At 36.2% G+C, this 10,033-nt stretch carries 8 protein-coding genes; all 8 read left to right on the forward strand.

The window, feature by feature from the left end; genetic code table 11:
- Positions 1–153 precede the first annotated feature (153 nt).
- The 8 genes from lepA (at position 154) to rpoD (ending at position 9,684) form a co-directional block, all read left to right on the forward strand.
- Entirely contained in the window at positions 154–1,950 is a 1,797-nt protein-coding gene (gene lepA / locus HNR69_RS08485) for a translation elongation factor 4 (RefSeq protein ID WP_011609396.1), read from the forward strand.
- A 10-nt stretch (positions 1,951–1,960) separates the two neighbouring features.
- Positions 1,961–2,992, forward strand: a complete 1,032-nt coding sequence (gene lepB, locus HNR69_RS08490) for a signal peptidase I (RefSeq protein WP_011609395.1) — start codon at positions 1,961–1,963, stop codon at positions 2,990–2,992.
- Between the two features lie 206 nt (positions 2,993–3,198).
- Positions 3,199–3,870: a ribonuclease III gene (rnc, locus tag HNR69_RS08495; RefSeq protein ID WP_012341647.1), complete on the forward strand. Its 672-nt coding sequence runs from the start codon at positions 3,199–3,201 to the stop codon at positions 3,868–3,870.
- 52 nt (positions 3,871–3,922) lie between these two features.
- A complete protein-coding gene (gene era, locus HNR69_RS08500) occupies positions 3,923–4,825 on the forward strand; it encodes a GTPase Era (RefSeq protein WP_075294004.1) in 903 nt (300 codons plus the stop codon).
- A gap of 24 nt (positions 4,826–4,849) precedes the next feature.
- Entirely contained in the window at positions 4,850–5,437 is a 588-nt protein-coding gene (gene lpcA, locus HNR69_RS08505; protein WP_075294005.1) for a D-sedoheptulose 7-phosphate isomerase, read from the forward strand.
- Between the two features lie 184 nt (positions 5,438–5,621).
- Positions 5,622–5,837, forward strand: a complete 216-nt coding sequence (gene rpsU / locus HNR69_RS08510; protein WP_005717672.1) for a 30S ribosomal protein S21 — start codon at positions 5,622–5,624, stop codon at positions 5,835–5,837.
- A 160-nt stretch (positions 5,838–5,997) separates the two neighbouring features.
- Positions 5,998–7,752, forward strand: coding sequence for a DNA primase (dnaG, locus tag HNR69_RS08515; protein WP_075294006.1), 1,755 nt, complete (start codon positions 5,998–6,000; stop codon positions 7,750–7,752).
- Positions 7,753–7,818: 66 nt separating this feature from the next.
- Positions 7,819–9,684 carry an RNA polymerase sigma factor RpoD gene (rpoD, locus tag HNR69_RS08520; RefSeq protein ID WP_075294007.1) on the forward strand — a complete coding sequence of 622 codons (1,866 nt, stop codon included), beginning with the start codon at positions 7,819–7,821 and terminating at the stop codon, positions 9,682–9,684.
- Positions 9,685–10,033 lie beyond the last annotated feature (349 nt).

Here is a 10,033-nt window from a genome sequence, read left to right on the forward strand (position 1 = left end):
AAAAAGTGCGGTCAGTTTTTTATGAAAATTAAAACTACTGCATTTCCTGTCTATTGAATTATTAACAGTTCTAGCAGTTTTTTTTGCTTTCAGGTACAATCAGCCGATTAAATTTTATCTTATATTAATGAAAAACTTTTAGATTTTATTTTTATGAAAAATATTCGTAACTTTTCTATTATTGCACACATTGACCATGGTAAATCGACTCTTTCCGATCGCTTAATTCAGAGTTGTGGCGGTCTTTCTGATCGTGAAATGGAAGCTCAAGTACTGGATTCAATGGATTTGGAGCGTGAGCGAGGAATTACTATTAAAGCACAGAGCGTTACTTTAAATTACAGAGCTAAAGATGGTGAAACTTATCAACTTAACTTTATCGATACACCGGGACACGTGGATTTTTCCTATGAGGTATCTCGTTCTTTAGCGGCTTGTGAAGGGGCTTTATTAGTAGTTGATGCTGGGCAAGGCGTAGAAGCACAAACCTTGGCAAACTGTTATACAGCCATTGAAATGGATTTGGAAGTTGTACCTATTTTAAACAAAATTGATTTGCCGGCGGCAGAACCTGAGCGAGTCGCTGAAGAAATTGAAGATATTGTTGGCATTGATGCCATTGATGCAGTGCGTTGCTCGGCGAAAACCGGTGTGGGTATTGAAGATGTATTAGAAGAAATTGTACGTAAGATCCCTGCCCCTGAAGGTGATCCGAATGCCCCGTTACAGGCATTGATCATTGATTCTTGGTTTGATAATTATTTGGGTGTTGTATCTTTAGTGCGTGTTAAAAACGGTATTTTACGCAAAGGCGATAAAATTAAAGTTATGTCAACGGGTCAATCTTATAATGTTGATCGTCTTGGTATTTTTACACCAAAACAAGTAGATACAACAGAGCTGAAAACAGGTGAGGTAGGTTGGCTTGTTTGTGCGATTAAAGACATTTTAGGTGCACCGGTGGGAGATACATTAACTTCACATCATAATCCGGCAACCTCTGTGCTTCCGGGATTTAAAAAAGTTAAACCTCAAGTTTATGCAGGGCTTTTCCCAATTAGCTCTGATGATTATGAATCATTTCGTGATGCCTTAGGTAAACTAAGTCTAAATGATGCGTCTTTATTTTATGAGCCTGAAAATTCTACCGCACTTGGCTTCGGTTTTCGTTGCGGTTTTTTAGGACTTTTACACATGGAGATCATTCAAGAGCGTTTAGAACGTGAATATGATCTTGATTTAATCACCACTGCACCAACTGTGGTTTATGAAGTGGAACAAACCAATGGCGAAGTGATTTATGTAGATAGTCCGGCAAAATTACCCCCACTAAACAATATTGCTGAAATTCGTGAGCCGATCGCAGAATGTAATATGCTTTTGCCACAATCTTACTTAGGTAATGTTATAACACTTTGTGTAGAAAAACGTGGAGTGCAAACGAACATGGTATATCACGGTAACCAAGTGGCACTGACTTATGAAATTCCAATGGGTGAGGTCGTGTTGGATTTCTTTGATCGCCTTAAATCAACTTCTCGTGGTTACGCCTCGTTGGATTATGGTTTCAAACGTTTTCAAGCAGCCGACATGGTGCGTGTGGATATTATGATCAACGGTGAACGAGTTGATGCGTTAGCTTTAATTGTACATAAAGACAATGCACAATATCGTGGACGTGAATTGGTGGAAAAAATGCGAGAACTTATCCCTCGTCAACAATTTGATATTGCTATTCAGGCGGCGATCGGCAACCACATTATCGCTCGTTCTACTGTAAAACAATTGCGTAAAAACGTATTGGCAAAATGTTATGGGGGAGATGTAAGTCGTAAGAAAAAATTGTTACAAAAACAAAAAGAAGGTAAAAAACGGATGAAATCTTTAGGTAATGTAGAAGTACCGCAAGAGGCGTTTTTAGCTATTTTACATGTTGGTAAAGATAAGTAAGGAAACACCAATGTCTAAATCAAATTTATTTTTCGTTATATTAATTGCAGCGGGATATGCCATTTGGAAATTGCTTGATCATTTGGCACTACCGAATACATTCAATATTTTATTAATTTTATTGACCGCACTTTGTGGTGTTTTATGGTGCTATAACCGTTTTGTTATCTTGCCCAAGCGGAGCAGACAAATTGCTCGTGCAGAACAGCGTAGCGGTAAAATATTAACGGATGAAGAAAAAAGTAAAATTGAGCCGATTTCTGAGGGGAGTGAATTGTTAGCTTCCCTATTTCCTGTATTGACTTTCGTACTTATTTTACGTTCTTTTCTTTTTGAACCGTTTCAAATCCCATCTGTTTCTATGGAGCCAACCTTGCGTGTCGGGGATTTTTTATTGGTCAAAAAATATGCCTATGGCATTAAAGATCCGATTTTTCAAAACACACTTATTGAAACGGGAAAGCCGCAACGTGGTGATATAATTGTCTTTAAAGCACCTTTAGAACCAAATATTGATTATATTAAGAGAATAGTTGGAATATCCGGAGATCGTGTTTTTTATGATGAAAAAACGCGTCATGTGACAATTATTTATAATAAAGACGGCAAAGAATGTGTTTATGATTGTCAAATAAAGGAATTTAGTTACAGCGAGCCACAGCGTAATCCTGAATTTACTATGATCGTTGGTAAGGATGCACAAGGAAAAGCTATCTATGGCGATGAAAATCCTTTGGTCTTAACTGAGAAAGGCGATGTGGAACATCAAATTCATTGGGATCCACGCATTTTTAACCGCACTTATATGTACAGTGGTTACCGTCAGCAAAAAGATTACGTAACCGAATGGATTGTACCGGAGGGGCAATATTTTGTGTTGGGTGACAACCGAGATCAGAGTGCAGATGGTCGTTTTTGGGGTTTCGTTCCGGAAAAAAATATTGTAGGTAAAGCTGAATTTATTTGGTTGAGTCTTGATAAAAAACAAGATGAATTTCCAAAAGGCATTCGTTTTTCAAGAATGTTTACCTCAATTAAATGACAAATTATTGACTTAATAAAACGCCCTTTAAATTAAAGGGCGTTTCTGTGTTATGAAAAATCCGGTAAAAGTGCGGTAGTTTAGTCGCAAAAAAATAATATGCCTTTCTTTTATTTTCAAATAGATTAAATAGGGGTATTATGTTCCATTATTTTTGATGTGGAACATCAAATTTACGTTTCTTATTGATATTCTTGAAAAAAATTATGCAACTGGAAAAATTACAAAAAAAATTAGGTCACCAATTTACTAATCTTGATTATCTTAAACAAGCATTAACGCATCGAAGTGCTGCTGCATTTAATAATGAACGTTTGGAATTTCTAGGTGATTCCATTCTAAATTTTGCTATTGGCAAAGCACTTTACGAAAAATTTCCTAAGTCTAATGAAGGTGAATTAAGCCGGATGCGTGCAACGTTGGTTAAAGAACAAACTTTAGCTGTTGTGGCTCGCCAAGTTGAATTGGGTGATTACTTAAAACTAGGTGCTGGAGAGTTAAAGAGCGGTGGATTTCGCCGAGAATCTATTCTATCTGATTGTGTTGAAGCGTTAATTGCAGCGATTTATTTAGATGCAGGAATCGATGTTGCTTTAGCTCGAGTTTATCAGTGGTATCAGGAATTACTTGAACAAATAAAACCGGGAGAGGCACAAAAAGATCCCAAAACACGCTTGCAAGAGTTTTTGCAAGGGCATCGCTTAAAACTTCCTGAATATGAAGTGATAGAAATTAAGGGAGATGCTCACAATCAGTCTTTTAGAGTGAGCTGTAAAGTGGAAACACTTACTGACGTCGTTTTTGGACAAGGGACTAGTCGCCGTAAAGCGGAACAACATGCTGCTCAACAAGCTATTGAAAAATTGAAAATTAAATAACTATACCCGTCGGGACAATATTTTTTTGTCCTTGCATAATATGAGAGAAAAAATGACAGAACAAGAAACTTATTGTGGTTTTATCGCTATTGTTGGACGTCCAAATGTGGGTAAATCCACTTTATTAAATAAAATCTTAGGACAGAAAATTTCCATTACTTCACGTAAAGCACAAACAACAAGGCATCGTATAGTCGGTATTCACACTGAAGGTGTTTATCAAGCGGTTTACGTAGATACACCTGGGTTACATATTGAAGAAAAACGTGCGATTAATCGCTTGATGAATAGAGCAGCGAGTAGTGCAATTGGCGATGTTGATCTGATAATTTTTGTGGTTGATGGCACACACTGGAATGACGATGATGAGATGGTGTTGAATAAATTACGTCGTGCAAAAGCACCTGTCGTGTTAGCAATTAATAAAGTGGATAACATTAAAAATAAAGATGAACTTTTACCTTTTATTACAGACGTTAGTCAAAAGTTGGAGTTTAAAGAAATTATCCCAATTTCTGCTCAGCGAGGTAATAATATTCACAATTTAGAAAAAATAGTCCGCACTTCTTTACGTAAAGGAGTACACCATTTTCCGGAAGATTATGTGACAGATCGCTCACAACGCTTTATGGCATCTGAAATTATTCGGGAGAAATTAATGCGTTTTACAGGGGAAGAATTACCCTACTCCGTAACGGTGGAAATTGAGCAATTTAAACTTAATGAGCGTGGTATTTACGAAATTAATGGCTTAATTTTGGTTGAACGTGAAGGGCAGAAAAAAATGGTTATCGGGGCGAAAGGACAAAAATTAAAAACTATCGGTACTGAAGCTCGTCAAGATATGGAACGTTTATTTGATAATAAAGTTCATCTTGAACTATGGGTAAAAGTTAAATCCGGCTGGGCTGATGATGAGCGTGCATTACGCAGTTTAGGTTATATAGACGAATAAAATAAAACATTAAGGAGACAAATTATGTACTTGGAACAAGTGAAAACTGAGTTATTGGAAGCACAAGATGTACTAAATAAATTTATCAGTAACGAACAAAATATCAAGCTCATTCAACAAGCCGCATTACTGATTTCGGATAGTTTTAAACAACACGGTAAGGTATTATCTTGTGGTAATGGCGGTTCACATTGTGATGCAATGCATTTTGCAGAGGAACTAACGGGACGCTATCGTGAAAATCGTCCGGGGTATCCGGCGATAGCAATCTCAGATGTTAGCCATTTAAGCTGTGTAAGCAATGATTTTGGCTATGAACATGTATTTTCTCGTTATGTAGAGGCTGTTGGGCAAAAGGGCGATGTATTATTAGGCATATCAACCTCAGGTAACTCAAAAAATGTATTAAATGCTATTGAAGCGGCAAAAGCCAAAGGTATGAAAGTGATTGCCCTGACGGGGAAAGATGGTGGAAAAATGGCGGGACTTGCGGATGTGGAAATTCGTGTACCTCATTTCCGTTTTGCAGATCGTATTCAAGAAATTCATATTAAAGTTATTCATATTCTAATCATGTTAATTGAATTTGAGATGGCTAAAATTAGACAGTAATTTTTTAACCTTTTTGTACTATTACAGAGAAAGATTTTATGTCATATTACAATAATGCAATCTTCCCTTTGCTTTTAGTGTAAATTTAGATTAAAATCGCAACCCTTGTTTTAGGGTCAATAATTCGTTTATTGAACAATATTAAATTTTGCAAAATATTAATTAATCATTGAGGTGATGGCTTATGCCAGTAATTAAAGTACGTGAAAACGAATCATTCGACGTTGCATTACGTCGTTTCAAACGCTCTTGTGAAAAAGCAGGCATCTTAGCAGAAGTCCGCAGTCGTGAATTTTATGAAAAACCGACAACTATTCGCAAACGTGAAAATGCAACGCGTGCTAAACGTCATGCGAAACGTGTGGCTCGTGAAAATGCACGTAATACACGTTTGTACTAATTAAAAAATTTTTTTAATTAAACTCGAGTTAAACAGACCGTGAAACCTCATAGGAATCACGGTTTTGTTTCTTTTATAAATTCTCTATCATATTTGCTTTTATAGTATTATTAGGCTAGTTTATTCCTATTTGATGCTATTTTAGGGATTCATCTTTTTTATGTCAGGCAAAATACCGCATTCATTTATTGATGATATTTTAGCTAGAACAGATATTGTAGATCTGATTGATTCTAGGGTTAAACTCAAAAAACAAGGGCGAGATTATCAAGCCTGTTGCCCTTTTCATCATGAAAAAACACCTTCTTTTACGGTGAGTCCGAAAAAACAGTTTTATCACTGTTTTGGTTGCCACGCACATGGAAATGCGATCTCATTTTTAATGGAATATGATAAGTTAGAATTTGTTGAGGCAATCGAAGAACTGGCTTCTTTGCATGGTTTAGAAGTCCCGAGAGAGAATACGCTTGATGAAAAAACACGAGTTAGTTTTAAAACTAAACGCAATCTGTACGAACTAATGCAAGAAATTGCAAAATTCTATCAAGAGCAATTAACGCAAAATATCCCCGCACAGAATTATTTACAACAGCGTGGTTTATCAATAGAAATTATTCAACGTTTTCAAATCGGCTTTTCTCCACAGCAATCTAGTTTTTTTATAAAAAAATTTGCCACAAATAGAGAAGAAATTCAGAAATTATTTGATGTGGGAATGGTAAATAAACGAGAGAGCGGTGAATTATTTGATCGTTTTCGTCAGCGAGTTACTTTTCCTATTCGAGATAGAAGAGGGAGAGTTATTGCTTTTGGGGGGCGAATTATTACCCAAAGTGATAACAGACCGAAATACTTAAACTCTCCTGAGAGCGTAACTTATCATAAAGGTTATGAACTTTATGGTTTATTTGAAGCGTTACAAATTAATGATAGTCCTGAAATGTTGGTTATCGTTGAAGGCTATATGGATGTTGTAGCTTTAGCACAATTCGGCGTTGACTATGCTGTGGCATCTTTAGGGACAGCAACCACCACTGAGCAATTACAATTAGCCTTTCGTTCAACAGAACAAATTATTTGTTGTTATGACGGTGACAGAGCAGGAAGAGATGCGGCTTGGCGTGCTTTAGAAAATGCACTTCCTTTATTGGAAGATGGTAGGCAATTAAAATTTATTTTTTTACCGGAGAAAGAAGATCCTGATAGTTTTATTCGACAATATGGCAAAGAAGGATTTGAGGATTATATTCATCAAGCACAATCATTAAGTGAATTTTTATTTAATACTTTAAGTGCTAAAGTTGATTTTTCCTCAACAGAAGGAAAAGCCAAATTAGCTTCTCTTGCAATTCCTTTAATTCAGAAAGTGCCGGGAGAAATGTTACGATTGTCTTTACGTGATATGTTCGGTCAAAAAGTAGGCATATTTAATCCGGACAAGTTAGATAGATTACTATCCAATCAACAACAGGTTGAATATAAACAAAAAATTCCGAAAACAGTAAAAAGAACACCGATGCGAGTTTTAATCGCACTTTTATTACAAAACACAAATTTAGCTAAAATTGTCCCTGATTTATCGCCACTAAAAGTTTTACAAGAGCCGGGCTTGGATTTATTTGAAAAAATTGTAATACTTTGTCGTGAAAATGTTGGTATACGAGCTGGACAAATTTTGGAACATTGGCGAGACACGGAATATAGCCAAGCACTTGAAATTTTAGCTACGTGGGATCATGCTGTTGATGATGATAAAATTGAGCAAGAATTTAGAGAAACCTTGATTCATCTTTATAAGCAGTTAGTCGATAAGCGTATTGAAGAATTAATTGGTCAAGAACGTATGGTTGGCTTAACTAATGATGAAAAGATAGAATTAGCACAATTATTATCGAAAAAGCAAGAAAAGAAATAGTTAATCTTTTATAAGAATGGTAGAATTCTCCATTCTTCAATCCTTATTAATCGAGGCAGATATTAAATGGAACAAAATAAACAATCTCAGCTGAAATTGTTAATTGCACGAGGTAAAGAACAAGGTTATTTAACTTATGCCGAAGTGAATGATCATCTTCCTGAAGATCTTGTTGATGCTGATCAAATTGAAGATGTGATTCAAATGATCAATGATATGGGTATTCAAGTACTTGAAAGTGTGCCTGATGCTGATGACTTGATGCTCAATGAAAATATTACGGATGAGGATGCTGTTGAGGAAGCGACTCAAGTATTATCAAGTGTAGAGGCAGAGTTAGGAAGAACAACAGATCCTGTGCGTATGTATATGCGTGAAATGGGAAGTGTTGAACTTCTTACGCGTGAAGGCGAAATCGATATTGCAAAACGCATCGAAGAAGGGATTAATGAAGTACAAAGTGCCGTAGCCGCTTATCCTAAAGCTCTCAATTATCTTCTTGAACAGTATACTTTAGTTGAAGAAGGCGGTATGCGGTTGGCTGATCTCATTACCGGTTTTGTTGATCCAAATGCGGTTGTTGAAGAAGAGATAATTGAAGCCGACGACATACTTACAGAAGATGATGAAGAACATGTAGAAAGCAATGTTGATGTAAACGATGAAGAAGAGGAAGAAGATAGCGAAGATAATAGCAATGTAGACTCTGATTCGGATAACACAATTGCCCCAGAAGTTGCTCGTGAGAAATTTGAAGCACTACGAATGCAACACCAAAAAACCTTAGCCGCAATAGAAAAATATGGTCGTTCCCGTAAACAAGCAAAAGATCATATTCAAGCATTAGCCGATATTTTTACTCAGTTCCGTTTAGTGCCTAAACAGTTCGATGCGTTGGTCAATTATATGCGTGATATGATGAAATCTGTTCGTCAGCATGAACGACAAATTCAAAAGCTGGTAGTTGATTTGGCTAAAATGCCAAAAGAAAATTTCCAAAAATTATTTATTGGTAATGAAAGTTCAGAGGGTTGGCTGGATAAATTACTGCTTGCAAGAAAACCTTGGTCTGAAAGATTAATACAACATGAAAGTGCGGTTCGTCAAAGCATAAACCAATTATTAAAAATTGAACAGGAAACCAATTTAACTATTTCTCAAATTCGTGAAATTTGTGACAAAGTGGCACAAGGAGAATTAAAAGCTCGCCGTGCAAAAAAAGAAATGGTTGAAGCAAATTTACGTTTGGTTATTTCAATTGCGAAGAAATACACTAACCGTGGATTGCAATTCCTTGATCTCATTCAAGAAGGAAATATTGGTTTAATGAAAGCGGTAGATAAATTTGAATACCGGCGGGGTTATAAATTTTCAACCTATGCAACTTGGTGGATACGTCAAGCGATTACACGCTCTATTGCAGATCAAGCAAGAACGATCCGCATTCCAGTGCATATGATTGAAACTATCAATAAATTAAACCGCATTTCTCGTCAAATGTTACAAAAAATGGGGCGTGAAGCCACATCTGAAGAATTAGCTGAACGAATGGGAATGCCTGAGGATAAAATTCGTAAAGTATTAAAAATCGCAAAAGAGCCTATCTCTATGGAAACGCCTATCGGTGATGACGATGATTCCCACTTAGGTGATTTTATTGAAGACAATACGTTAGAGCTACCGTTAGATTCTGCGACAGCCCAAAGTTTGCGTGCTGCAACGCATGAAGTGTTGGAAGGACTAACCCCAAGAGAAGCAAAAGTCTTGCGTATGCGTTTTGGTATTGATATGAATACAGATCATACCTTGGAAGAAGTCGGGAAACAATTTGATGTAACTCGTGAACGTATTCGTCAAATTGAAGCTAAAGCATTGCGTAAATTGCGTCATCCAAGTCGTTCTGAAACCCTACGCAGTTTCTTAGATGAGTAAATGATGAGAGTAAAGAAAGTTATCACATTCTTTTCTCAAACATTTTGGCACGACAAATAATCACAAAATTAACCTAAAAAATATAATCCCTATTGAAAGAAATGGCTCAATAGGGATTTTTCGTTATGCTAAAAAGTGCGGTGATTATTCAATCCTATTTGAGCATCAAACATTTTTAATTGTTCGCCTCAATTAAGTTAGGATAAAAAGTAAAAAATCGTTTCTTTCCTATAAAAATTTAGGATAAAATAGCGAGAATTTTTTACTTGACAAATAAAATAGAACGGAAAAAATGACAGTCTACAGTCTACAGTCTACAGTCTACAGTCTACAGTCTACAGTCTACAGT

The sequence above is a fragment of the Histophilus somni genome (assembly GCF_014202395.1).
GTDB classification, from domain to species: domain Bacteria; phylum Pseudomonadota; class Gammaproteobacteria; order Enterobacterales; family Pasteurellaceae; genus Histophilus; species Histophilus somni.

What these genes read in the sequence shown, in the direction of transcription:
- lepA (WP_011609396.1), top strand. Translation starts at nt 154, where the DNA reads ATGAAAAATATTCGTAACTTTTCTATTATTGCACACATTGACCATGGT.
- lepB (WP_011609395.1), top strand. Translation starts at nt 1,961, where the DNA reads ATGTCTAAATCAAATTTATTTTTCGTTATATTAATTGCAGCGGGATAT.
- rnc (WP_012341647.1), top strand. Translation starts at nt 3,199, where the DNA reads ATGCAACTGGAAAAATTACAAAAAAAATTAGGTCACCAATTTACTAAT.
- era (WP_075294004.1), top strand. Translation starts at nt 3,923, where the DNA reads ATGACAGAACAAGAAACTTATTGTGGTTTTATCGCTATTGTTGGACGT.
- lpcA (WP_075294005.1), top strand. Translation starts at nt 4,850, where the DNA reads ATGTACTTGGAACAAGTGAAAACTGAGTTATTGGAAGCACAAGATGTA.
- rpsU (WP_005717672.1), top strand. Translation starts at nt 5,622, where the DNA reads ATGCCAGTAATTAAAGTACGTGAAAACGAATCATTCGACGTTGCATTA.
- dnaG (WP_075294006.1), top strand. Translation starts at nt 5,998, where the DNA reads ATGTCAGGCAAAATACCGCATTCATTTATTGATGATATTTTAGCTAGA.
- rpoD (WP_075294007.1), top strand. Translation starts at nt 7,819, where the DNA reads ATGGAACAAAATAAACAATCTCAGCTGAAATTGTTAATTGCACGAGGT.